The following is a 21,470-nucleotide window of genomic DNA, read 5'->3' as shown; positions in this document are numbered from 1 at the left end:
AAGGGGATTCCATACATAGGAAGCAGCAGCCCGGCAAACGATAAGCGATAATTGACCAAACCGACCTGCGAGGTCAGGGAAAGAAACGGAGCGATGGCGCGATGACCCAAACGGAAAACCGCAACGTGCTGCATGCGACACAAATCGTCATTAAGGAAGCGCTCGGCAAGCTCGGCTTCGGAGACGACATGTACGAACTGCTCAAGGAGCCGCTGCGACTGCTGACCGTTCGCATTCCGGTGCGGATGGACGACGGAACGATGCGCATGTTTACCGGCTACCGAGCCCAGCATAACGATGCCGTCGGACCGACGAAGGGCGGCGTGCGCTTCCACCCGGACGTTACCGAAGACGAAGTGAAGGCGCTGTCGATCTGGATGAGCCTGAAGTGCGGCATTGTCAATCTGCCATACGGCGGAGGCAAAGGCGGCATCATCTGCGATCCGCGGCAAATGTCGTTCCGCGAACTGGAGCGGCTCAGCCGCGGCTATGTGCGGGCCATCAGCCAGATGGTCGGCCCAAGCAAGGACATTCCGGCGCCGGATGTCATGACGAACGCGCAAATTATGGCGTGGATGATGGACGAATACAGCCGCATCCGCGAATTCGACGCGCCGGGCTTCATCACGGGCAAACCGCTCGTGCTGGGCGGCTCGCACGGCCGCGAGACGGCGACGGCCAAAGGCGTCACGATCATGATCGACCAGGCGCTGAAGAAACGGGGCAAGGAAGTCGCCGGCGCCAAAGTGATCGTTCAAGGCTTCGGCAACGCCGGAAGCTTCCTGGCCAAGTTTATGCACGAAGCGGGGGCTGTCGTGGTCGGTATTTCCGATGCTTACGGCGCTTTATACGACGAGCAAGGGCTCGATATCGAGGAATTGCTGGACCGGCGGGACTCGTTCGGAACGGTGACCAAGCTGTTCAAATCGACGATTACGAACGCCGAGTTGTTGGTCAAGCCTTGCGATATTCTTGTTCCCGCCGCCATCGAGAACCAGATTACGATCGACAACGCGGCGCACATCCAGGCCGGCATCGTAGTCGAAGCGGCCAACGGCCCCACGACGCTCGAGGCGACGAACATTTTGACGGAGCGGGATGTGCTGCTGGTGCCCGATGTGCTGGCCAGCGCGGGCGGGGTAGTCGTTTCTTATTTTGAATGGGTGCAGAATAACCAAGGCTATTACTGGACGGAACAAGAAGTCGCTGCCAAACTGCAAGAAGTCATGGAAAACGCCTTTGAAAATGTCTATAATATTCATAAGACCCGGCAAGTCAATATGCGCTTGGCGGCTTATATGGCCGGCGTTCGCAAAGTGGCCGAAGCCTCGAGGTATCGCGGATGGGTGTAGGCGACACACAGTGGCAGACTGGCGTGAAACAAGCGGAAGGGAGGGACGCCCCGCATGATGCTGTCGATCCTGATTGCGGCCATAGCGCCGGGAATCGCGCTGCTGTCGTATTTTTACTTGAAAGACCGCTACGAACCGGAGCCGATTTCGATGGTGGCGAAGCTGTTCGTATTCGGAGCGCTGCTCGTATTCCCGACCATGGTATTGCAACGTTCGCTGGTGCTGGGCATCGGCGGCGAGGGCGAACATCCGCTGCTGTTTTCGTTCGTCATCTCTGCGGTAATCGAAGAGTTTCTGAAATGGTTCATCATTTATTTCTTCATATACAAGCATACGGTATTCGACGAGCCGTATGACGGCATCGTGTACGCGGTGGCCGCGGCGCTCGGCTTTGCAACGATGGAGAACGTGCTGTATGCGATCGTCGGCTTCCCGAGCTTTTCTAATTTGTTGTACCGGGCGCTGCTGCCGGTTTCCGGCCATGCGTTGTTCGGCGTCATGATGGGTTACCATTTGGGCAAAGCCAAATTCAACCGTTTGCGCGAGAAGCGCTACCTCGTTTACTCGCTTGTTTTTCCGATTATATACCACGGCCTGTTCGATTACATTTTATTGATGAAGAAACAATATTGGGTGTGGCTGATTACGCCGCTCATGGCCTATTTGTGGATTCGCAGCATGTTGAAAGTCAAGCGCGCGAACGCAAGATCGCCGCTTCGGGTCGTCAGGCGGGAAGAAGAAATCAACATTTGATCGCAAGGGAGGGCAGGTATGACGGGAACGGGAACGGGGGTCAAAGTGATAATCCGGTGCAAACAATGCGGGGAACGGTTTATCCTGAAAGGCCGCAAGGAAAAAGGAAAAATCGAAACCGGGTTTCGCCAATGCATATGCAGCAACCAGCATGATTTTGAAATCGAGGAACAGTAAAGAGAAATAGGCTGCAACGCAATAACCCCGCCGAAGCGGGGTTATTTGTTGTTGCAACGGCCCTCCCGGTTGCTGCATAAAGAGGTTGCCGCTGGCGAAAGCTATGGGCAATACAGGCTATGCGCAAAAGGAGCGACTTACCCATGTACACCAGATTGAGCGCCATCCTGTTCCCGTTGACGCTTGTTGCGCTGATCGGGGCCGGCGTCTGGGGCTACCAGGAGAACCAGGAGAAAAATGCGATTCTCATCAAGGCGGAAAATCAATACCAGCGCAACTTCCACGATTTGTCCTACCATATGGACAAGCTGCATACCGAACTCGGCAATACGCTGGCGGCGGGCGGCGATGCGGGCGATTACCATCGCAAAGGGCTGGTCAACGTATGGCGGCTGACGAGCCAGGCGCAGAACGAAATCAGCGCGCTGCCGCTGACGCTGCTTCCTTTTACCAAAACCGAAGCGTTTCTCGATCAGATCAATAAATTTACGTACCGTACATCCGTTCGCGATTTGACCAAAAACCCGCTGTCGGACGAGGAAATGAAGGCGCTGCAGACGTTGTACGAGCGTTCGTCCGACATCACGAAAGAGCTGCGGGGCGTTCAGGCGAAGGTGATGGCAAACAATTTGCGCTGGATGGACGTCGAAGTGGCGCTCGCCTCGCAGAAGGAGAACCAGGACAACGTCATCATCGACGGCTTCCGGACCATGGACAAAAGCGTCGGGCAGTTTCCGGAGCTCAATTACGGACCGACGATGATGAACGTCATGCAGAAGCGAAGCTTACAGACGCTTGGCGGCGCCGACATTTCCGCGGATGACGCCAAGACGAAGGCGGCCAAATTTCTCGATCTGGCGGACCCGTCCGGACTTGCGGTTGTCGAGAACGGCGGCGGCACCGAATACAATACGTACAGCGTATCCGGCAAAGCGGCGAATACGGACGTCCAGCTCGATTATGCCAAAAAAGGCGGTCAACTCGTCTTTTTCATGTCACTTCGCCAGGTGGGCGGCAAGACGGTCGATACGCGCGCGGCGCGCGATGCGGCGGCGGAGTTTCTGGACAAGCACGGTTACGCGTCGATGACGCTCGTCAGTGCCGACGAATACCAGAATGTCGCCAGCCTGACGTTTGCCGGCAAGTCGAAGGACACGATCATTTACCCGGAGAAAGTGGTCGTCAAAGTGGCGCTGGACAACGGCGATATTATCGGTCTGCAGGCGACGGACTATTTGTTCGAGCATAAGGAACGCACCTGGCCGGCTCCGACCTTGACGCTGGAACAGGCGAAGAAGGAGCTGAATCCGGGGTTCCAGGTGAGCGGCAGCGAGATGGCGATCATTAAAAACGATCTCGACGAAGAGGTGCTCTGCTACCAGTTTACGGGGAAAATGAACAACGCCAACTATCGGATTTTTCTGAATGCGAATACCGGGCTGGAAGAAAAGATCGAAACCGTATAGGATGATAGTCCCAAGAAACCGGGACGTTTTTTCGGGGAGGAGTCGACAAACTCCTCTTTTTTTACTGTTCAATTCGCCGCAGCGTGTTATAATCGATTTATGTCCAAAACGCGAGAGGTGACGCGATTGCTTCCTAAGGTCAATCAGATCCTGTACCTGCAAGTCAATTCCATCGACGAGGAAGAAGCCAAAGAGGAGCTGAAATCGCGAATCGCCGACGTTCACGAGCAATATTTGACGATGGAAGTTCCGATCAGCCAGAAGACGGGACGGCTGAAGCGTTTATATGTCGGTGACGAAATTTCCGCCTATTTCATCACGGAAGGCGGCGTAAAGAATTATTTTCAAACTTCCGTGCTCGGGTTCAAGGAAGATGTCATCCGGCTCATCGTCATCAAGATGCCGGAATTGGAATCGATTACAAAGGTGCAGCGGCGCAGCTTCCTGCGCGTTCCAGCCGAGCTCGAAATCGCCGTCCGGCTGACCGAGCAGATTCAATTCATCGGCGTGACCGACGATGTCGGCGGCGGCGGCATTTCCTTTCTTTGCGACAAGTTCATTCCGCTGCAAATGGGCAACCAGGCCGGATGCTGGCTGCTCGTTCATTACAAGAACGGCCGCGTCGACCACGTGCCGTTCAAAGGCGAAATGGTGCGCGTCAAGCATTTGGAGAACGGCAAGCAGCTCGTGATGATGCGGTTCGTCGACATCAACGACCGCGACCGGCAGAAGATCATTCGCTACTGCTTCGAACGCCAGCTCGATTTCCGCAAGAAATAATCGTCATCCTTTTGAACGGCCTCCTTTATGGGCATCCTGAGATTAATGCCATTTGAGGGACCGGGTGATCGAAGGATGAACGGCAAACGTTATTCCCCTACATACGACAAACAGTTCTCGCTCTTTTCCGCCAGAATCGAACGTTATCTCCGTGTGGCGCTTGTTGCGCTGCTTCTGGCGCTGCTGATCGCGCAGGCGCTCCTGACGATTCCGTCCGTCCGTCACGTGGTGACTCGGATTGATCCGCTGGAAGGCGAACCGTTTCGACAAACGGCTTGGAGCGACGCCCGTACTTCCGGGACAGCCGGCGAATAAAGTCGATTTTGTTTCGATTGCTTTTTGCAAGCGGCGGGCAAATATGATATAATTTTCATCGTTCGCAGGCGCGTGCCTGCTTTTTTGTTCACATGGACGGGGGAGTGACCGGAAGTTTGAAACCTTTCAACATCGCGCTGGACGGTCCGGCCGGTGCGGGCAAAAGTACGGTAGCACGCATGGTGGCCGGCGCGCTCGGGTTTATTTATATCGATACCGGGGCGATGTACAGAGCCGTTACATGGAAGACGCTTCGCAGAGGCGTTTCGCCGGAGCAGGCGGATGAAGTGACGGCGATTGCGGGGGCCATGGACATCGAACTGCTGCCTGGCGCTCAAGGCCAGCGGGTCCGCGTGGACGGCGAAGACGTGACGGAAGCGATCCGGATGCCGGAAATCAACCGCAACGTATCGGCCGTCTCGAGCATTGCCGCCGTAAGGGAAATTCTTGTCGGCCTCCAGAAGGAACTGGCTGCGGGCAAGGGAGTCGTCATGGACGGCCGCGATATTGGCACGCGCGTGTTGCCGAACGCCGAGGTCAAAGTGTTTTTGACCGCAAGCGTGGAAGAGCGGGCCCGCCGCAGATTCGGCGAGCTGAGCAATCCGGACATCACGCTGGCGCAATTGGCAGAGGAAATTGCCGTGCGGGATCGCATGGACAGCGAACGCGAGGCATCGCCGCTGGCCCGTGCGGACGACGCCGTGCTGATTGACAGCACGGGCATGAGTTTGCAGGAAGTGGTTGACGCGGTGCTCGATCTTTGCAAAGCGAAGAGAGGCGGGGAAGAGTAAGCCATGCTGTACCGTATCGGACGAATCTTCTTTCGCATCTGGTATCGCATCGTGTTTCGATATACCGTCATCGGCAAAGAGAACGTGCCGCTGGACGGGCCGCTGGTCCTGGCGTCCAATCATATAAGCTTGTGGGATCCTCCGACAGTCGGAACGCCGCTCGACCGCAAAGTGCACTTTATGGCCAAGGCCGAGCTGTTCGACATTCCGGTGATCGGCACGTTGTTCCGGACGCTCGGCGCCTTCCCGGTCAAGCGCGGCGGGATCAGCAAGGAGTCGATCCGGCTTGCGCAGCAGCACTTGCGCAGCGGCAATGCCATGGGCATCTTCCCCGAAGGCAGCCGCAAGAACGCCGGAGGCATGGGCAAGAAGGGCGCCGCAAGCCTGGCGATCAAATCGGGTGCAGCCGTTGTACCGGTAGCGATTATAGGGAATTACAAGTGGTTCCGGCCGATGACGATCGTTTACGGCAAGCCGGTCGACCTGTCGCCTTATGCCGAAGCCACTTCCGATCAGTTGGACGAAGCGACGGAAGCGATCATGAGCGCCATTCGCGAACAGATTCGCCACTATGGGGTGCGCCGCAACAATTGATTGCCGCGCATGGAAATGGTATCTTGGAATTATACTATCGCATAATGACACGATTTCGGCTATTTCACCATTTGCAAGCAGGGTTGGCCGGTTCAATCGAGGAGGTTAATTCAAATGACAGAAGAGACAAAAGCGCAAGAATTGACAGAAGTGAACGAAACTGCCGCAGAAGCAACAGAAGCGGCAGCAGAAGCCGCAGCGGAAAGCGCGGCCCAGGAAGATTCCAGCGTGCCGGAGACGAGTCCCGATTTTGCCGACATCGTTGCCTTGAAGAAAGGGGCCATCGTTAAAGGCACCATCATCAAGGTAGATGCCGATCAGGCGATCGTCAATGTCGGCTACAAATACGACGGCATCATTCCGATTCGTGAGCTTTCCTCCGTTCAGCTCGAGAACGCGGCGGATGCGGTCCAGATCGGCCAGGAAGTGGAACTGAAAGTCGTTACGCTCGACGACGCGAAAGAAAGACTTGTCCTGTCCAAGCGTGCGATCGACAACGAGAAGGGCTGGGATCAGCTGCAAGAGAAGATGGACAACAAAGAAGTGATCGAAGCCAAGGTAGCCGACGTCGTCAAAGGCGGACTTGTCGTCGATATCGGCTTGCGCGGTTTCGTGCCGGCGTCGATGGTGGAGCGCCACTTTGTCGAAGACTTCAGCGACTATAAGGGACGCACGCTGCGCCTGCGGGTGAAGGAGCTTGACAAGGAGAAGAATAAAGTCATCCTGTCGCAGAAAGACGTGCTTGACGAAGAATTCGAAGCGAACAAAAAAACGATTATTTCCGGCATTCAGGCGGGCCAGGAGCTGGAAGGCACCGTGCAACGTCTGACGCCGTTCGGCGCATTCATCGATTTGGGCGGCATCGACGGTTTGGTGCACATTTCCGAAATGGCTTGGCATCATGTCGAGCATCCGTCCGAAGTGGTCAAGGAAGGCGATAAAGTAAACGTTCACGTGCTGAAGGTCGATCCGGCGAACGAACGCATCAGCCTGAGCATCAAAGCAACCCAACCGGGACCTTGGCAGCGTGTGGGCGGCGAACTGGCAACCGGCCAAATCGTGACCGGCGTCGTCAAACGCCTCGTTACGTTCGGCGCTTTCGTCGAAGTAGCGCCCGGCGTGGAAGGGCTCGTGCACATTTCGCAAATTTCGCACAGCCATATCGGCACGCCGCATGAAGTGTTGAAGGAAGGCCAGGAAGTGCAAGTGAAGGTGCTGGACTTCAACCCGGCAGAGAAGCGCGTCAGCCTGAGCATCAAGGATACGCAGGATGCGCCGCCGCAAGCCGAAAAACAAGATCGTCCGCGCGGACCGAAGAAAGACAACTCGTACGGCGATTATGTGCCGCAGCCGAACCAAAGCTTGAACCTGACGCTCGGCGAACGCTTCGGCGACAAATTGAGCAAGTTCAAATAAGTTGCTTCGCATGCGCGGCTCCCAGGGCGTGTTTGAATACTCCGATGACAGCAGATTGTGCCGAATTTTCGTTCCATGCAAGGAAGTTTTGTGCAGGCTTACCGGGGTAAGTCAAGCAAAACTGACGCAGCAGGGGGCGAAAAGGCGGTGCAAGATGCACCTGAGCGGGTGTTCAAACACGCCCTTTGAGGAACGCGCATGTGTTGTTTATCGGGAGCGAAACGGATGCGTATATCGCGGAAGATGGATCATGTGCGCCATGCGCTTGCGATTGGCCAGACTGGTGATCAGGGGCTGTCGGACATTCGTTTCGTTCCGAACAGCCTGCCCGAGACGGCAATGGATGAGGTTTCCTTGCACACCCGAATCGGCGAACTCCACTTGAGCTCGCCGATTGTCATTAATGCGATGACGGGCGGCTCTCCCGAAACGGAGCCGATCAATCGCGAGCTGGCGATAGCGGCGCGGGAGCGCGGTCTGGCGATGGCGGTAGGCTCGCAGATGGCGGCGCTGCGCGACCGAACGGTTGCCGCGAGCTACGAAATCGTCCGCCGGATGAATCCGCAAGGCGTGCTGTTCGCCAACATCGGCAGCGAAGCGACGGTGCAGCAAGCGCGCGATGCCGTCGATATGATCGGCGCCAATGGGCTGCAAATTCACCTCAATGTGATGCAGGAGCTCATTATGCCGGAAGGCGATCGCGACTTTCGCGGCATGACGGAGCGGATTGGCGCCATCGCCGCCGCTCTGGACGTGCCGGTCATTGTCAAGGAAGTTGGCTTCGGTTTGTCCATGGAGGCGGCGGTCAAGCTGCGTGGGATCGGCATCCGGATTGTGGATGTCGGCGGCGGTGGCGGCACGAATTTTGCCGCCATCGAAAATGCGCGGCGCCGCGCGCCGATGCCGTGGCTGAACGACTGGGGCCACAAGACGAGCATCGCACTGCTGGAGACGGCGGCGGTTTATCCGTCCGGCGGCGCCGGCTTCGTCATCGCCAGCGGCGGCATCTCGAACGCGCTGCAGATCGCCAAGGCGCTTGCGCTTGGCGCCTCGGCCGTCGGCATCGCCGGTGCCTTTCTGCGCATTCAGCGCGAGCAAGGCACCGCCGCGTTAATTGCGGCGATCGGGGCGCTGCACGACGACCTGCGCCTCGTGATGACCGCGCTCGGCGCCGCGGATATCGAATCGATATGGCGCGTCCCGCTTGTCGTCACCGGCGAAACCGCCCATTGGTGCACGCAGCGCGGCATCGATCTTGCGGCATATGCGCGGCGCGGCAGCCGGCTGCATGAGATGCCGTGATTTGCCTCATAATAGGGACATTGATTCGTAATGTCAGGTGAGGGCGATGAATCCGGGGACGATTTCGTTCGTATTGATCAGCGCGGCGCTGATTTTTGTGCTTAGCGGCTGGAAAGACGTGTGGCTGAAAGGGCTGTCGCTTCGTTTTATTTTGCTGTTTCTTGCGGCATGGAGCGTGCTGGCGTTTTTTGAACTGGATTTCGCCGGCTATACGATCCATCTTGCCGTGCTCCCGGTCGCCGCATTTGCCGCTGTGGCGGTAATGCAAGCCGGTTCGCCGGCGGCATTGGCGCGATATTGCGGTGTCGGCGGCATGCTGGGAGCGCTGCTGTTTATGCTGCACGAATCGACGCGGCTGGCGCCGGCATTTGCGATCGTGCATCAGGATCTCGATCCGGCGCTGCTGGTGTCGCTGCTGCTGGTGATCTTCTACCGCCAGCCGAAACAGCAGTTGACCGCTTTGTCGATCGGTTGGCTCGTTGCCGGTTTGTTTACCTTGATGTTGCATCGGCAGCAGCCTTCCGTTTCGCTCGGAGATTTGCATGCGCAAGACGAGTGGTGGCTGATGGCGTGGATGTCCCGGCTGATGGCGGTAACGGTCGAACAGACGTATAAAACGATGAAACGAACGATCGCCGGCTGGGCAACAAGGCGCAAATAGGGCGTTTCCCAAGCAGGCGCTTTTTTGTTACAATGATAAGCACGATACTATACCGGCATGGACGCATGGCGTCGTGCGGCGGTTTTGTTCTGCGCAGGTACGGTACGCGCAGAACCGGAATCAGGAAGCGAGAGTGAACGACAATATGGGCAAACCGATAGTGGCGATTGTCGGACGACCGAACGTCGGCAAATCGACCATTTTCAACCGGCTGATCGGCGATCGGCTGGCGATTGTAGAAGACAGACCGGGGGTTACGAGGGACCGGCTCTATGGCACGGGAGAGTGGCTGGGCCGTACTTTCCATGTCATCGATACCGGCGGGATCGAAATCGACGACGAAGACAAACTGCTTCGTTCGGTTAGAGCGCAAGCGGAGCTTGCGATCGAAGAGGCGGACGTCATCGTGTTTATGGTGGACGGCAAAGCCGGCATTACGCCGGCGGATCAAGATATTGCGCAGCTGCTGTTCCGCGCCCGCAAGCCGATTGTACTGGCCGTCAACAAGGTAGACAATGTGAAAGAGCAAGAAAACATTTACGAGTTTTACAGCCTTGGACTCGGCGAACCGATCGCTATTTCCGGCGCGCATGCCATCGGGTTCGGCGATTTGCTCGACGAAGCTTCCAAACATTTTCCCGAAGACACCGAAGATGATTACGGCGAAGATGTTATTCGCGTCGCCCTGATAGGCCGTCCGAACGTCGGCAAGTCGTCGCTCGTCAATGCGTTGCTCGGCGAAGAGCGCGTCATCGTCAGCGAAATTGCCGGTACGACGCGGGACGCGATCGATACGCCGTTCGAACAGGACGGACAGAAGTTCGTGCTGATCGATACGGCTGGAATGCGCAAACGCGGCAAAGTGTACGAAAACACGGAGAAGTACAGCGTTATGCGCGCGCTGAAAGCGATTGAACGGGCCGATGTTGCGCTCGTCGTCATCAACGGTGAAGAAGGCATCATCGAGCAGGACAAACATATCGCCGGTTACGCGCACGAAGCGGGCAAAGCGGCGCTGTTCGTCGTCAACAAGTGGGATGCCGTCGAGAAGGACGACAAAACAATGCAGCGGTTCACCCAGACTATCCGCGATCATTTTCTGTTCATGTCCTACGCGCCGGTGTTGTTCGTCTCGGCCAAAACGCGCCAGCGGCTGCAAAAAGTGCTTCCGGCCGTCATCGAAGCGGCGGAAAGGCATGCGATGCGCATCCAGACGCATCTGCTGAACGAGGTGGTGTCGGACGCCATCGCGGTGACCCCGCCGCCGACGGACAAAGGCAGGCGGCTGCGGATCAACTATGTGACGCAAGTGGCCGTCAAACCGCCGACCATCGTCGTGTTCGTCAACGACACCGAGCTGATGCATTTTTCGTATGAACGGTATCTGGAGAACAAGATTCGCGCCGCGTTCGATTTCACCGGCACGCCGATCCGCATTTTTGCCCGGCGCAAATCGTCGGGCGAAAGCTGAGACAAGCAAGATTTCAACCATTTTTGGCTAATTGGTAGTAGGGGGAAACGTGCCATGGCCTACGTTTGGCCGATTATCGTCAGTTATTTGCTCGGCTCCATCAGCTTCAGCTTCCTCGCCGGGAAGCTGCTTCGCGGCATTGACATTCGCCAGCACGGGAGCGGCAATGCCGGAGCGACCAACACGCTGCGCGTGCTTGGCAAAGGGCCCGGCATCGCGGTGCTGGTGCTGGATTTGCTGAAAGGCGTCGCTGCCGTAAGTTTGGCCTGGGTGGCCAAGGAAGACTCCGCCTGGCTGCCGGTGTTTTGCGGCTGGGCTGCCATCGCCGGGCACAATTGGCCGGTCTATTTTGGCTTCCGCGGCGGCAAAGGCGTGGCCACGACGATCGGCGTCATGGTGGCGCTCGCTTTCCTACCGGCGTTGATCGCCGGGCTTGTCACGATTGCCGTCATCGCGATTACCCGTTACGTTTCCGTAGGATCGCTGCTGTTTGCCGTCCTCATTCCGATTCTTGTCCTCGTTATGCATCATCCGATCGAAATTTTTTGGGCGACGCTGCCGATTGCGTTGTTTGCCTTCGTCCGTCACCGCACGAACATCGTGAAACTGGTGCAGGGCAAAGAAAACAAGCTCGGCGCCAAACGGCTGTAACCGTTAGTGCCGGAAGGAGATAGAGCCATGCCAGCGAAAAAAACGGCCGTGCTTGTCGCCGGCAGCTGGGGCACCGCGCTTGCCTCGGTGCTGGCCGATAACGGTGCGGAAGTTGCGCTTTGGACGCGGAACGCGGACCAAGCGGACGAAATCAACCGTCATCATACGAACGTGCGTTATGTGAAAGAAGCGGCGCTGCAACCCGCGATTCGGGCGACAACGTCGATGGCGGAAGCCGCGCGGGGGGCGGAGGCGGTGCTGCTTGTGGCGCCTTCGTCCGTCATGCGCGAGGTGGCTGCCCAATTGCGGCCGCACCTGCAGCAAGATACGCTCGTCATTCATGCGACCAAAGGGTTCGAAGCGGAAACGATGAAACGGATGACGGAAGTGATCGCGGAGGAACTGCCGCAACTGGACGCCGACCGTCTCGTCGTCTTGTCGGGTCCGAGCCATGCCGAAGAAGTGATCCTGCGTTCGCCAACAACGGTCGTTGTGGCGTCCGCTTCGCCGGAAGCGGCGGAGCAGGCGCAAGATTTGTTGATGGGCACGTATTTTCGCGTCTATACGAATCACGATGTGATGGGAGTCGAGGTGAGCGGCGCGCTGAAAAACATTATCGCCCTTGGCGCCGGCATGTCCGACGGCTGCGGTTTTGGCGACAACGCCAAGGCGGCGCTCATCACGCGCGGGCTTGCGGAAATTTCGCGCCTCGGCGTGGCGATGGGCGCCAATCCGCCGACGTTTTCGGGACTGGCGGGCATCGGCGATTTGGTCGTGACGTGCACAAGCAAGCACAGCCGCAACTGGCGGGCGGGTTACATGCTCGGCCAGGGCCGGCCGCTGGACGAAGTGCTGGCGACCATGGGCATGGTGGTGGAAGGCGTCAAAACGACCAAGTCGGCTTACGCGCTTGCCGAACGCTATCACATTTCGATGCCGATTACCGAAGCGTTGTATGCCGTATTATTTGATGGGAAAACGCCAGGCGATGCCGTCAAGGATTTGATGGGCCGCGACCGCGCCCACGAACACGATATCGGCGAATCGGCGGATTAAGGCAGGCGTTGGCGGAACGGCTGTGCACCCGCCTAACACCATTGGGACGTTCCTCTCATAAACTGCTTCTGTGCGGGAAAAAGGCCCGTTTCGCAGAAGGAGGTAGACCATGAGCGGGAAAGACTTATCCAAAGACGTGCTTGGCGCGGTGAAAAATAAAACCGGCAAAAGCGTATCGCCCAAATCGATCCAGAAGCTGGCAGAAACGGTGCAGCCTTCGACGATGAAAAGCGAGGAGCAGTTGCGCCAGTTGATCAAGCAGGTGGCCGGTTTGGTCAATTTGAACGTATCGGAAGAAACGACCCGGGAAATTATCCAGGCGGTCAAAGGTAGCAAAATCAATCCGAACAGCATGGAAAGCTTGCTGAAAATGATGAAAAAGTAACGGGCGTTTCGTTTAAGCAGCCGGCGGTTGTTCATTGCTTTCGGGCGATGGATGGCCGCCGGTTTTTCCGGACCGGGCCGGTATGCTATAATGATTTTATTGATCGAAGCAAATCGGCGGGGTCGGCCCGGCGCAAGCGGTAAAAATCATTGCCGATTGGACCTGGGGAACGGCCCAATGCGGTAATGATTCTATTGATCGAAGCAAATCAGACGTTGCGGTGGGGGAACCATGAACGGATTGACCAGTATGCAAAAGATGTGGGTGTCTTTTTTCGGCATCGGATTTATGCTGCTTGCTTCGCTATTGATTACATTTGCCCGGTACAAGCTGAAAAAGGGCGTTTTTCGGCTGATTGTTTCCGGTCTGGCATTCATCATTTTGTTGTACGGTTTGTTGTGCATGATTATTACCATCATGTGAGCTTCAGGGGGACATTATGGCAGTGGAACTAAAAGGCCGCCGCGTCAGCCGGACGGTGGATGCGGCGGCCGACGATACGATCCTGCAGCTCGCGCTGAAGCATGACGTCGATTGGGGCTTCAACTGCACGCGCGGCACGTGCGCTCGCTGCAGATGCCGCATCGACAGCGGCATGGAGCGGCTGAACGCGCCGACGGAAGCGGAGCTGGACCGGCTGGAGCCGGAGGAACTGGAGAACGGGTTCCGGCTCGCCTGCCAGGCGGCAGTGAAGGCGGAAGGGACGATTATAGCAGTGTGGAAGCCGTACTTTTAGATAAGGAAGGTTGGGGTGCACGATGCCGGACATCACGTTTATGCCGGATCGCCAGACGGTTCGCGTGCGTCCCGGCACAACGCTGCTCGATGCGGGCCGCCGCGCAAACGCGGGCATCCGCACGCGCTGCGACGGCAAAGCGGCTTGTTTGATGTGCAAGGTCATCGTCGAGGACGATACCGGGCTCGCGCCGATGAATCGCAACGAGCAGCTCAAGCTGGGCAGCTTGAGCGAGATGGGCTACCGGCTGGCTTGCCAGACGCGCGCATTCGGCAACGTGACCGTTACAGTGCCGGAGGATCCGCTCAAAGCGGCAGTCCGTGCGCTGCTGGCCAAACAACAGGAGGAGGACGGCATATGAAGGCGATTGGCACGCGGCGGAGGAAGACGGCTCTGGGCCGCCTGAAATCCGCCGCGGCTATTTTGACCGCTGCGGCTGCCTTGTGGACGTTGTCCGGCTGCGGCGTATATCGCGGCGAAGTAACTCGCATGGGGGCGCCTGCCTCCTCCGAATACGTGACGCTCGTTCAGGGCGCGGTCGACGGCTTCAAGCAGAAGACCGGCGTCCTGCCGATCAAGAACAGTACGGAAACGACGCCGATTTACGAAAAATATCCGATCGATTTCAAAAAACTGCAGGATGCCAACTTGTTGTCCGTCATTCCGACGAACGCGTTCGAAAACGGCGGCACCGCTCGTTACGTGCTGGTCAATGCCGAAACGAAGCCGGAGGTCAAGCTGCTGGACTTGCCGACTTATCAGGTCGTTGGCGACTTGCAAAATGCGGTGAACGATTACATACGCGGCCATGCGGGCACGATTCCGCAAGCGGACGAAGTGGCGGCGGGTTTTTATGCGATCGATTATGACAAGCTGAAGCGGAAGCCGCTGGAGCTGCGCAGCCCGTATTCGCGGCAGTTCGTCGGCGTCGTGATCGATCGCGGCGGCAATGTCGGCATCGACTACACGCAAGATATCAAAAATGCAATCGCGAAGAAAGGCGCCGCTCTCGATCTGCAGATCGATCTGCGCACGCTGCTTGTCGAGCAATCCGCCTTTGTGCCGGCCTGGTCGTTTCCGTATCGGTTGAAGGATGGCCAGCCGGTACTGAGCCAGACCTGACGCGTCTGCCGCTGCGCTGGCTCTCGAATCTCGCATTTTGCGAACATAGCGAATGAAAATAACGGACTCCCGTTCGCCCTTCTCTGGGCGGAGGGGAGTTTTGCATGTCGAGGCCCCCGATTTATGGGGCTGATTGTGCATATCGCCGGGCGGCGCGTCATATGTATCATTCGGGCGGATGCATGCGCGGGCTTCAATCACTGCCGAAACATTGTCGCGGGCAGCTGTCATAATCCTTTTAATCTCGCATATAGATAATACCAGTCCAAATACGTGTACATACCCGGCGGACGAAGGAGTGTCGATTGCCGGAGCCGTCGCGGAAGTAACGTTTATTAGGAGGAGAACAAATGGAAAAAATCGACATCTTCAAAGACATCGCCGAACGAACCGGGGGGGATATTTATCTCGGCGTCGTCGGGGCGGTGCGTACGGGCAAATCGACGTTTATCAAACGATTTATGGAAACCGCCGTTCTACCGAACATCCGCAGCGAATCGGACCGTATCCGCGCGATCGACGAGCTGCCGCAAAGCGCCGCCGGCCGCACGATTATGACGACAGAGCCGAAATTTGTGCCGAACAACGCCGTGCAAATTACCGTTACCGACGGCCTTAACGTAAACGTGCGGCTCGTCGATTGCGTCGGTTACGCTGTCGAAGGCGCCAAGGGCTACGAAGACGAAAACGGGCCGCGCATGATTACGACGCCGTGGTTCGACGAACCGATTCCGTTTCAGGAAGCGGCGGAAATCGGCACGCGCAAAGTCATTCAGGAGCATTCGACGCTTGGCGTTGTCATCACGACGGACGGCAGCATTTCCGAAATTCCGCGCTCATCCTACGTACAGGCGGAAGAACGCGTCATCGCCGAGCTGAAGGAAGTCGGCAAGCCGTTCATTCTCATCATCAACTCGATGAAGCCTTACAGCGAGCCGGCGCAGGAGCTGCGGACCGAACTGCAAAGCAAGTACGACATCCCCGTGCTTGCACTCAGCGCCGCCTCGATGGGCGAAGAGGAAGTGCTTGGCGCGCTGCGCGAGGTGCTGTACGAATTCCCGGTTCACGAAGTTAACGTAAACCTGCCAAGCTGGGTCATGGTGCTGAGCGAAAATCACTGGCTGCGCAGCCAGTTCGAATCGTCCGTCCGTGAAACGGTGCAGGACATTCGCCGGCTGCGCGACGTCGACCGTGTGGTGGGTCAATTCGCTTCGTATCCGTTTATTGAGCGCGCCGCGCTTGCCGGCATGAACATGGGGCAGGGCGTGGCGGAAATCGACCTGTACGCGCCGGATGAACTGTACGACAAAATATTGATGGAAGTCGTTGGCGTTGAAATTCGCGGCAAAGACCATCTGCTTCAGCTGATGCAGGAATTCACGCATGCGAAGCGGGAGCACGATCAGTTCGCCGAAGCGCTGGAAATGGTCAAAGCGACCGGCTACGGCATTGCGCCGCCGACGCTGTCGGAGATGATTCTCGACGAGCCGGAATTGATCCGGCAAGGCTCGCGTTTCGGCGTTCGGCTGCGGGCGACGGCGCCGTCGATTCACATGATCCGGGTCGACGTCGAATCGGAGTTTTCTCCGATCATCGGCACCGAAAAGCAAAGCGAGGAACTGGTCCGTTACCTCATGCAGGACTTCGAGGAAAACCCGCTGAAAATATGGGATTCGGACATTTTCGGCCGCTCGCTCCACTCGATTGTGCGCGAGGGCATCCAGGGCAAGCTGGCGATGATGCCGGACAACGCCCGCTACAAGCTGCAGGAGACGTTGGGGCGCATCATCAACGAAGGTTCGGGCGGATTGATTGCCATCATTTTGTAACAACAAGTGACAAAGAGCGCCAAACCTCGCGGTTTGCGCTCTTTTTTCGCAAATTTGTGACCAGCGACACTTGAATTTCAGACTTCGGTATATTAATATGAATTTGTTCGTTTTAATCGGGAACAGGTATAATTTTCGGTGAAACGGTAAACACAGGGTAGTAATAGCATTATTATCACGATGGGGAGGTGAAAGAAAATGAATAAATCCGAATTGATTAACAAAGTATCGGAAACTTCCGAACTTTCCAAAAAGGATGCAACGAAAGCGGTTGAAGCCGTATTCGAAGCAATCACCGAGGCGCTGCAAGGCGGAGACAAGGTGCAACTGGTCGGCTTTGGCAACTTTGAAGTTCGCGAGCGTGCAGCCCGTAAAGGCCGCAACCCGCAAACAGGACAAGAGATCGAAATCGGCGCCAGCAAGGTCCCTTCTTTCAAACCCGGCAAAGCATTGCGCGACGGGGTACAGTAAGAAGCGCCGTTCCTACATAAAGTCATTCGAACAAAAAGCCGTTCCGCTTCGCCATCAGGCAGGCGGGGCGGCTTTTCGCTTTCTCAGGGCCTTGCAGCGTATGAAACTTGCGTTAAAAGCTTCACCTCCGGTGTCGACGGATGAAAACCCTTTACAAGTTACAGTGCGCTGACTATAATAATCAAAGGGTATCGATGTCGGGGTATGGCGCAGTCCGGTAGCGCGCACCCTTGGGGTGGGTGAGGCCGTGGGTTCGAATCCCGCTACTCCGATTACGCTTGTTGGCTACACATGACACGAATTTCCCAGGCAGGACCACTTTCTTCGGTGTAGTTCAACTACATGCGAGGGAAGTGGTTTTTGTCATGCAGCCCCCAATTGGCGGCGTATTGGAATCGGAGATTTTAGATCAAGTTATAGTGGATTGCGGCGCTAACAAAAGCGGTAAATCGGAGGGAGACGAGACGGCGATGATGGAAGGCAACGTCTTTACGACCATTTACATGGTACGACATGCGGAGTCGCCCTTTGTTTTTGGGCAGGAGCGGGAGCGCGGTTTATCGCCGGAAGGAGTAGCGGACGCCAGACGGGTGGCGGAATGTTTCGCGGATCTTGACGTTCATTATATGGCATCGAGCCCGTACGTCAGGGCGGTCCAAACCATCCAGTTCGTCGCGGAGCAAAAATCATTGCCCATTGTGGAATACGAAGCGTTCATCGAACGCCCGATCAAAGGGCTGGATTACAAGTCCTCTTGGGATGTGTTGCAAGAAGCGATACGGACCTCTTTCACCGACCACGATTTTGCTATGGAGGGCGGGGAAAGTACGCGCAGCGCGCAGCGGCGAGCCATACCCGTACTCGAAATGATCCTGCAGCAGCATCAAGGTGAATCAATCGTCATCGGCACGCATGGCAATATCATGACGATTATGATGAACTATTACGATGCCAGTTACGGCTTCGATTTCTGGGAGAGCACCTCCAAACCCGATATTTATCGGATGACCTTTCAGCGGAACCGTTTGGAAAGCATCGAAAGGATATGGAAATGAGGGGCCAGATGGACGGATCAATTTACAAATTGTTTACAGATCGTCAATTTGCTTCTATAATGAAGGAGCCGACAACTTCAAAATCATAACGGAAGACATCGTCGCGTGCGATGTCTTTTTGGTTTCGTCCGATGAAACGGCGCACCGGCTACGATACGAAGGAGAGATTGCTTTGCTGCTGGACAAAATGAAACAACAGCTGCGCCTGGATTGGACGATGCTTGGCATCGTGGTGTCCATCTATTTGGTTTGGCGCATCGGCACGGTAGGTGGCTGGAGCGAAGGCTGCTGGATGCTGCTGCTGGCCTGTTTGATCGGTGTGCGCAAGGATCGCGTCGATGTGGATTGGAAGCGTTTTTTTGCGGTTGGCATTCCGCTGCTGGCCGTGTTTTATTATTTTTACGGCTCCGGCAACAGCATCTGGTGGGACATCGCTTACTGGATGTTCCGCAACAACCAGTATCCGTTTCGCTGGGACGAATACATGAACGCCATCCCGCTCAATACGGGCGGCTGGGCGCGCTGGATCGCTTCGCCGCGGCTCGACCGGCTGATGGTGTGGGTGTACAACTACGGCTTCGTGCTGTCGTTGTGGATTTGTTTGATTCGCAGTTACTGGACGCGCAGCGTGAAGAAGATGTTTTCTTACGCCCTGTCGGGCCATATGCTGCAGTTTCCGCTCATTTTGCCATTTTACAATTTGGTGCTGCTGCACGAAGTATGGTTCGTCAACGACCAGACCGATTTGCTGGCGCGGCAATGGACAAGTCAGAACGAGTTGCTGTATTCGGTAGCCAACTGTTTCCCCAGCATGCATACGTCGATCTCGTTCGCAATGCTGCTGCTCGTTCAGCGGGAGAAGGACATGATCTTCCGCACGATCATGACGGTGTATTGCGCGGCAATCATCTTCTCGACGCTGTACTTGCAAATTCATTGGCTGATCGACGTGATCGCCGGCATGGCGTTCGCCTACGGCGTGGTCAAGCTGGCCGATCTGCTGATCAAGTTTTTTTCCGTCCATATGCCGGCCGTCGTTACCCGTTTCTACAAACGTGGGTCAACGAAAGGAGCGGGCGGCGATTCGATGGCGGTTTGACGCCCGTTCGTTGACAGCGCGGCTGTTTATAAGGCATGATGATAGAAAGCGCGCCGCAGGCGCGAAGCGACAAGACGGGAGGCAGGGGCAAGCATGGAAACGAACCAGGGCGATTATTTCGTCATCAAGGCCAAAGACAACGGCGTTCACGTCATCGGCTTGACGCGCGGTCAAGATACGCGGTTTCATCATACCGAGAAGCTGGACAAGGGCGAAGTGATGATCGCGCAGTTTACCGAACATACGTCGGCGGTCAAGGTGCGGGGCAAAGCCATTATTATGACGCGGTACGGCACGATCGACACCGAACAATAAATCGCCATCCCGATGCAGGCATAGCCTGCATTTTTTTGTTGTACAATGATGATAAGCCGGCTTTTTCCGCCGGTTCTTGCCCCGGGAGGGATGGCCGATTGAAGCTGTTTCGTTACGTCGCCGCACCACTGTTTGCCTCGGCGCTTGTCGCGCTGCTCCTTGCCTTTATGCCCGGGCTTGACCGGTTATATCGGCCGGGCGGCGAGTCGCCCGCTTTTTCCCCGAAGAACCATTCGGCGCTCGGCGAACGCAATCTGGTAGAACGATTGCAGGCGCTGCCGCTGCAGTTGCGCATAACAAGAGTGGAATGGCAATCGTCCATACTGTCCGTCGACTTGCTCGTCACGCCAACAACGATGGCCAAAGATACGGTGTATCACGACATGTACGAACTGTCCCGCTTCGGTGTCACCGATACGCCGAACGTGAACCAGGTGCTGGTACGCATCCTTCGGCAGCCGACGAACAGCAAGCGGGACGCGGTACTGCTCGCGGCGCTCGACGCGCGCCGGGATCCGGACGGGGAGCGGGCGGAGGAAGCGGACGGCTCCGGCGTCACGGATGTCGAGCAGTATTTGGCTTCCAGATATCGTGTCACATACACGCAGGAATGGAAGCAGTTTTTTCGCATGTAGCCAAAACGGCAATCGGCGCCGATTCGCTCGCGCCTTAGCCCGGGCAATTTCGTGCGGTCCGTAGGCGATTGTGCTATAATAAAATGCTGATGCGGTCGACTAACGTTCGGAGGCTTTGCGATGACGAATTTCCCCATTCCCGAAATGGCGAAACCTTATTTGGAATACGATATGATTCAGAACCATACGGAACTGCCCGCGTTTCCTGAATTTCGCGCCAGGCTGCTGTACGCCTGCCTGCAATCTTCCGGCAGCGGCGAAGCGCCCGGCGACGAATTCCGGTTGCCTGCCGTCGGCGGTGTGCGCCGAGGCATGGACGAGCTGTATACCCTCGTCACTTCGCTTGTGCAGATGGGCCTCGATATCCACGACATGGTGCCTGAATCAAGCGATCGCAAGGAGAAGCGGGCCGCACGGTCGCGTCAGCTGAAAGTGCTGGCCGGCGATTATTTCAGCGCCAAATTTTATCATCTGCTGGCCCAGGCCGGCCAAATCGAAACCATCCGCCATTTGTCCGCGGCGATCTGCGAAGCGAACCGGCTGAAAGTGAACTTGTATATGCTGATGAAGCAGTGGAAGCTGACGGCGGAGGAGTACGTGCACCAGACGGTCAATATCCGCATGCAGCTTTTTTTGCCATTCCGCAGCAAGATGCAGGGCGTCGTCAGCGGCTTGTGGCCCGATGTGCTGCACAGCTTTACCCGCTGCGAGGTGCTGGCGCAGGAGATGCGCCGACTGGATTCGCCGCAGTCGCTGCGGGGCAGCTGGGCGTACTGGCACCTGTGGCAGGAAGCGTCGAAGGAGGAGCGCAAGCAGCTCGCCGCCGAAGAGCCGGACCCGCTCAAAATTCGTTCGCTGCTGCACAAATACAATGCCGGCGGCCATCTGTTCCATTTGCTTGAGGCGCAGGTTCAGCATGTCTGGAGCTGTGTCAAGCAGCTCGATTCGGACAAGCTGATGCAGGAGATCACGCAGCTGGTGGAGACGTTCGCCGCGCCGCTGCGCAAGATGAAAGTGCTAGAGGAACGATAGGAGAAG

The 21,470-nt window shown here is 56.7% G+C and carries 26 protein-coding genes and 1 tRNA gene; all 27 read left to right on the top strand.

Translation table 11 applies throughout. The features are described 5' to 3' along the window. Positions 1 to 101: 101 nt before the first annotated feature. The 27 genes from EXY20_RS12910 (at position 102) to EXY20_RS12785 (ending at position 21,464) form a co-directional block, all read left to right on the top strand. On the top strand, positions 102 to 1,352 hold the full coding sequence (locus EXY20_RS12910) for a Glu/Leu/Phe/Val family dehydrogenase (RefSeq protein ID WP_135551585.1): 1,251 nt from the start codon (positions 102 to 104) through the stop codon (positions 1,350 to 1,352). A gap of 54 nt (positions 1,353 to 1,406) precedes the next feature. Beyond that, positions 1,407 to 2,105, top strand: coding sequence for a glutamic-type intramembrane protease PrsW (gene prsW, locus EXY20_RS12905; protein ID WP_135551583.1), 699 nt, complete (start codon positions 1,407 to 1,409; stop codon positions 2,103 to 2,105). A gap of 18 nt (positions 2,106 to 2,123) precedes the next feature. After that, on the top strand, positions 2,124 to 2,282 hold the full coding sequence (locus tag EXY20_RS38890) for a hypothetical protein (protein ID WP_167859201.1): 159 nt from the start codon (positions 2,124 to 2,126) through the stop codon (positions 2,280 to 2,282). A 143-nt stretch (positions 2,283 to 2,425) separates the two neighbouring features. Continuing rightward, positions 2,426 to 3,748 carry a germination protein YpeB gene (ypeB, locus tag EXY20_RS12900; RefSeq protein WP_135551581.1) on the top strand — a complete coding sequence of 441 codons (1,323 nt, stop codon included), beginning with the start codon at positions 2,426 to 2,428 and terminating at the stop codon, positions 3,746 to 3,748. 126 nt (positions 3,749 to 3,874) lie between these two features. Further along, entirely contained in the window at positions 3,875 to 4,528 is a 654-nt protein-coding gene (locus EXY20_RS12895) for a flagellar brake protein (RefSeq protein WP_207671263.1), read from the top strand. A gap of 75 nt (positions 4,529 to 4,603) precedes the next feature. Continuing rightward, positions 4,604 to 4,843 carry a hypothetical protein gene (locus EXY20_RS12890; protein ID WP_135551576.1) on the top strand — a complete coding sequence of 80 codons (240 nt, stop codon included), beginning with the start codon at positions 4,604 to 4,606 and terminating at the stop codon, positions 4,841 to 4,843. Between the two features lie 92 nt (positions 4,844 to 4,935). Then, positions 4,936 to 5,634 (top strand): (d)CMP kinase, encoded by a 699-nt coding sequence (gene cmk / locus EXY20_RS12885; protein ID WP_207671262.1) that lies wholly within the window; start codon positions 4,936 to 4,938, stop codon positions 5,632 to 5,634. 3 nt (positions 5,635 to 5,637) lie between these two features. Next, a complete protein-coding gene (locus tag EXY20_RS12880; RefSeq protein WP_135551572.1) occupies positions 5,638 to 6,228 on the top strand; it encodes a lysophospholipid acyltransferase family protein in 591 nt (196 codons plus the stop codon). A 114-nt stretch (positions 6,229 to 6,342) separates the two neighbouring features. Beyond that, a complete protein-coding gene (gene rpsA, locus EXY20_RS12875) occupies positions 6,343 to 7,644 on the top strand; it encodes a 30S ribosomal protein S1 (protein ID WP_135551570.1) in 1,302 nt (433 codons plus the stop codon). Between the two features lie 225 nt (positions 7,645 to 7,869). After that, on the top strand, positions 7,870 to 8,946 hold the full coding sequence (gene fni / locus EXY20_RS12870; RefSeq protein WP_135551568.1) for a type 2 isopentenyl-diphosphate Delta-isomerase: 1,077 nt from the start codon (positions 7,870 to 7,872) through the stop codon (positions 8,944 to 8,946). Between the two features lie 46 nt (positions 8,947 to 8,992). Beyond that, positions 8,993 to 9,607 (top strand): hypothetical protein, encoded by a 615-nt coding sequence (locus EXY20_RS12865; protein ID WP_135551566.1) that lies wholly within the window; start codon positions 8,993 to 8,995, stop codon positions 9,605 to 9,607. 145 nt (positions 9,608 to 9,752) lie between these two features. Further along, positions 9,753 to 11,078, top strand: a complete 1,326-nt coding sequence (der, locus tag EXY20_RS12860; RefSeq protein WP_135551966.1) for a ribosome biogenesis GTPase Der — start codon at positions 9,753 to 9,755, stop codon at positions 11,076 to 11,078. Positions 11,079 to 11,132: 54 nt separating this feature from the next. Further along, on the top strand, positions 11,133 to 11,729 hold the full coding sequence (gene plsY, locus EXY20_RS12855) for a glycerol-3-phosphate 1-O-acyltransferase PlsY (RefSeq protein WP_135551564.1): 597 nt from the start codon (positions 11,133 to 11,135) through the stop codon (positions 11,727 to 11,729). Between the two features lie 27 nt (positions 11,730 to 11,756). After that, positions 11,757 to 12,785: an NAD(P)H-dependent glycerol-3-phosphate dehydrogenase gene (locus EXY20_RS12850; RefSeq protein WP_135551562.1), complete on the top strand. Its 1,029-nt coding sequence runs from the start codon at positions 11,757 to 11,759 to the stop codon at positions 12,783 to 12,785. Positions 12,786 to 12,894: 109 nt separating this feature from the next. Continuing rightward, on the top strand, positions 12,895 to 13,170 hold the full coding sequence (locus EXY20_RS12845; protein WP_135551560.1) for a stage VI sporulation protein F: 276 nt from the start codon (positions 12,895 to 12,897) through the stop codon (positions 13,168 to 13,170). A gap of 231 nt (positions 13,171 to 13,401) precedes the next feature. Beyond that, positions 13,402 to 13,593 (top strand): DUF2768 domain-containing protein, encoded by a 192-nt coding sequence (locus EXY20_RS12840; RefSeq protein WP_135551558.1) that lies wholly within the window; start codon positions 13,402 to 13,404, stop codon positions 13,591 to 13,593. 16 nt (positions 13,594 to 13,609) lie between these two features. Then, the gene (locus EXY20_RS12835; protein ID WP_135551556.1) at positions 13,610 to 13,906 is read left to right on the top strand and encodes a 2Fe-2S iron-sulfur cluster-binding protein; all 297 of its coding nucleotides are present in this window, start codon (positions 13,610 to 13,612) and stop codon (positions 13,904 to 13,906) included. 22 nt (positions 13,907 to 13,928) lie between these two features. After that, the gene (locus tag EXY20_RS12830; RefSeq protein ID WP_207671261.1) at positions 13,929 to 14,267 is read left to right on the top strand and encodes a 2Fe-2S iron-sulfur cluster-binding protein; all 339 of its coding nucleotides are present in this window, start codon (positions 13,929 to 13,931) and stop codon (positions 14,265 to 14,267) included. Further along, complete coding sequence (locus tag EXY20_RS12825; RefSeq protein WP_235885785.1) at positions 14,264 to 15,028, top strand: hypothetical protein; 765 nt, start codon at positions 14,264 to 14,266, stop codon at positions 15,026 to 15,028. Before EXY20_RS12830 ends, EXY20_RS12825 begins: the two co-directional genes overlap by 4 nt. Positions 15,029 to 15,378: 350 nt before the next feature. Beyond that, on the top strand, positions 15,379 to 16,857 hold the full coding sequence (gene spoIVA / locus EXY20_RS12820; RefSeq protein WP_135551552.1) for a stage IV sporulation protein A: 1,479 nt from the start codon (positions 15,379 to 15,381) through the stop codon (positions 16,855 to 16,857). A gap of 198 nt (positions 16,858 to 17,055) precedes the next feature. Further along, positions 17,056 to 17,328 carry an HU family DNA-binding protein gene (locus tag EXY20_RS12815; protein WP_135551550.1) on the top strand — a complete coding sequence of 91 codons (273 nt, stop codon included), beginning with the start codon at positions 17,056 to 17,058 and terminating at the stop codon, positions 17,326 to 17,328. Positions 17,329 to 17,526: 198 nt separating this feature from the next. Continuing rightward, positions 17,527 to 17,600: transfer RNA gene (locus tag EXY20_RS12810), tRNA-Pro, on the top strand. Positions 17,601 to 17,693: 93 nt separating this feature from the next. Then, complete coding sequence (locus tag EXY20_RS12805) at positions 17,694 to 18,383, top strand: histidine phosphatase family protein (protein WP_235885784.1); 690 nt, start codon at positions 17,694 to 17,696, stop codon at positions 18,381 to 18,383. 172 nt (positions 18,384 to 18,555) lie between these two features. Beyond that, complete coding sequence (locus tag EXY20_RS12800) at positions 18,556 to 19,482, top strand: phosphatase PAP2 family protein (RefSeq protein ID WP_235885776.1); 927 nt, start codon at positions 18,556 to 18,558, stop codon at positions 19,480 to 19,482. Positions 19,483 to 19,575: 93 nt separating this feature from the next. Next, positions 19,576 to 19,797: a trp RNA-binding attenuation protein MtrB gene (mtrB, locus tag EXY20_RS12795; protein WP_135551548.1), complete on the top strand. Its 222-nt coding sequence runs from the start codon at positions 19,576 to 19,578 to the stop codon at positions 19,795 to 19,797. 98 nt (positions 19,798 to 19,895) lie between these two features. Further along, the gene (locus EXY20_RS12790) at positions 19,896 to 20,432 is read left to right on the top strand and encodes a hypothetical protein (RefSeq protein WP_135551546.1); all 537 of its coding nucleotides are present in this window, start codon (positions 19,896 to 19,898) and stop codon (positions 20,430 to 20,432) included. Between the two features lie 120 nt (positions 20,433 to 20,552). After that, the gene (locus EXY20_RS12785) at positions 20,553 to 21,464 is read left to right on the top strand and encodes a heptaprenyl diphosphate synthase component 1 (protein ID WP_135551544.1); all 912 of its coding nucleotides are present in this window, start codon (positions 20,553 to 20,555) and stop codon (positions 21,462 to 21,464) included. The last annotated feature ends 6 nt before the right edge of the window (positions 21,465 to 21,470 follow it).

It is taken from the genome of Paenibacillus cymbidii, assembly GCF_004764705.1.
GTDB lineage: Bacteria > Bacillota > Bacilli > Paenibacillales > NBRC-103111 > Paenibacillus_AN > Paenibacillus_AN cymbidii.
The sequence above is the reverse complement of the archived record's forward strand: the minus strand, read 5'-3'. Positions and strand labels throughout refer to the sequence as shown.

Bases quoted from the DNA above. Each gene is read 5' to 3' on its own strand.
- EXY20_RS12890 (WP_135551576.1), top strand. From the start codon at position 4,604: ATGAACGGCAAACGTTATTCCCCTACATACGACAAACAGTTCTCGCTC.
- EXY20_RS12805 (WP_235885784.1), top strand. From the start codon at position 17,694: ATGCAGCCCCCAATTGGCGGCGTATTGGAATCGGAGATTTTAGATCAA.
- EXY20_RS12845 (WP_135551560.1), top strand. From the start codon at position 12,895: ATGAGCGGGAAAGACTTATCCAAAGACGTGCTTGGCGCGGTGAAAAAT.
- spoIVA (WP_135551552.1), top strand. From the start codon at position 15,379: ATGGAAAAAATCGACATCTTCAAAGACATCGCCGAACGAACCGGGGGG.
- EXY20_RS12880 (WP_135551572.1), top strand. From the start codon at position 5,638: ATGCTGTACCGTATCGGACGAATCTTCTTTCGCATCTGGTATCGCATC.
- mtrB (WP_135551548.1), top strand. From the start codon at position 19,576: ATGGAAACGAACCAGGGCGATTATTTCGTCATCAAGGCCAAAGACAAC.
- EXY20_RS12850 (WP_135551562.1), top strand. From the start codon at position 11,757: ATGCCAGCGAAAAAAACGGCCGTGCTTGTCGCCGGCAGCTGGGGCACC.
- EXY20_RS38890 (WP_167859201.1), top strand. From the start codon at position 2,124: ATGACGGGAACGGGAACGGGGGTCAAAGTGATAATCCGGTGCAAACAA.
- der (WP_135551966.1), top strand. From the start codon at position 9,753: ATGGGCAAACCGATAGTGGCGATTGTCGGACGACCGAACGTCGGCAAA.
- ypeB (WP_135551581.1), top strand. From the start codon at position 2,426: ATGTACACCAGATTGAGCGCCATCCTGTTCCCGTTGACGCTTGTTGCG.
- EXY20_RS12865 (WP_135551566.1), top strand. From the start codon at position 8,993: ATGAATCCGGGGACGATTTCGTTCGTATTGATCAGCGCGGCGCTGATT.
- EXY20_RS12910 (WP_135551585.1), top strand. From the start codon at position 102: ATGACCCAAACGGAAAACCGCAACGTGCTGCATGCGACACAAATCGTC.
- EXY20_RS12835 (WP_135551556.1), top strand. From the start codon at position 13,610: ATGGCAGTGGAACTAAAAGGCCGCCGCGTCAGCCGGACGGTGGATGCG.
- EXY20_RS12815 (WP_135551550.1), top strand. From the start codon at position 17,056: ATGAATAAATCCGAATTGATTAACAAAGTATCGGAAACTTCCGAACTT.
- fni (WP_135551568.1), top strand. From the start codon at position 7,870: ATGCGTATATCGCGGAAGATGGATCATGTGCGCCATGCGCTTGCGATT.
- EXY20_RS12830 (WP_207671261.1), top strand. From the start codon at position 13,929: ATGCCGGACATCACGTTTATGCCGGATCGCCAGACGGTTCGCGTGCGT.
- EXY20_RS12840 (WP_135551558.1), top strand. From the start codon at position 13,402: ATGAACGGATTGACCAGTATGCAAAAGATGTGGGTGTCTTTTTTCGGC.
- EXY20_RS12785 (WP_135551544.1), top strand. From the start codon at position 20,553: ATGACGAATTTCCCCATTCCCGAAATGGCGAAACCTTATTTGGAATAC.
- cmk (WP_207671262.1), top strand. From the start codon at position 4,936: ATGGACGGGGGAGTGACCGGAAGTTTGAAACCTTTCAACATCGCGCTG.
- plsY (WP_135551564.1), top strand. From the start codon at position 11,133: ATGGCCTACGTTTGGCCGATTATCGTCAGTTATTTGCTCGGCTCCATC.
- EXY20_RS12825 (WP_235885785.1), top strand. From the start codon at position 14,264: ATGAAGGCGATTGGCACGCGGCGGAGGAAGACGGCTCTGGGCCGCCTG.
- rpsA (WP_135551570.1), top strand. From the start codon at position 6,343: ATGACAGAAGAGACAAAAGCGCAAGAATTGACAGAAGTGAACGAAACT.
- prsW (WP_135551583.1), top strand. From the start codon at position 1,407: ATGATGCTGTCGATCCTGATTGCGGCCATAGCGCCGGGAATCGCGCTG.